This is a genomic window from Cupriavidus sp. 05N39, from assembly GCF_056397325.1.
The window spans coordinates 1-357 of the sequence record NZ_JBFTNE010000421.1; the positions used below are offsets into that span (position 1 = coordinate 1).

Here is a 357-nt window from a genome sequence, read left to right on the forward strand (position 1 = left end):
AGCCGGGGCGGTCGGGCAGGTCCCAGTGGCGGCGGCTGCCATCGGCGGCCAGGTACTGCCACAGGCGTCGCTCGCTGATGTCCACCCAGAACAGGCACTGGCGGCGCGGCGACCACAGCGCGCCTTCGCCATGGGTACAACGGCTGTCGACCAGCAGGGAGGGGGTGGTGGAAATGGCAGGCGTCATCAGGGCGGGCAGGGGCGGCGGGTCGGGCATTCTGCCAGCGTTGATGGCAACGGATCGTGGGGATCGGGCGCGGCGCGACAGCGAGCGTCGTTCCCGGGCCATGCTGGCTGGGCGGCATGGTGTTGCGGGGCGGACCTGTGCGACGCTGCGGCCATCCCGTGGTCGCGCGG

Annotated in this window: 1 protein-coding gene; it reads right to left on the reverse strand. The window is 72.5% G+C overall.

What is annotated here, in order from left to right; all coding sequences use genetic code 11:
• The coding region (locus AC1DN0_RS42000) for an SMP-30/gluconolactonase/LRE family protein (RefSeq protein WP_477146746.1) at positions 1-187 on the reverse strand (187 nt) is incomplete at its 3' end.
• Positions 188-357: the final 170 nt, after the last annotated feature.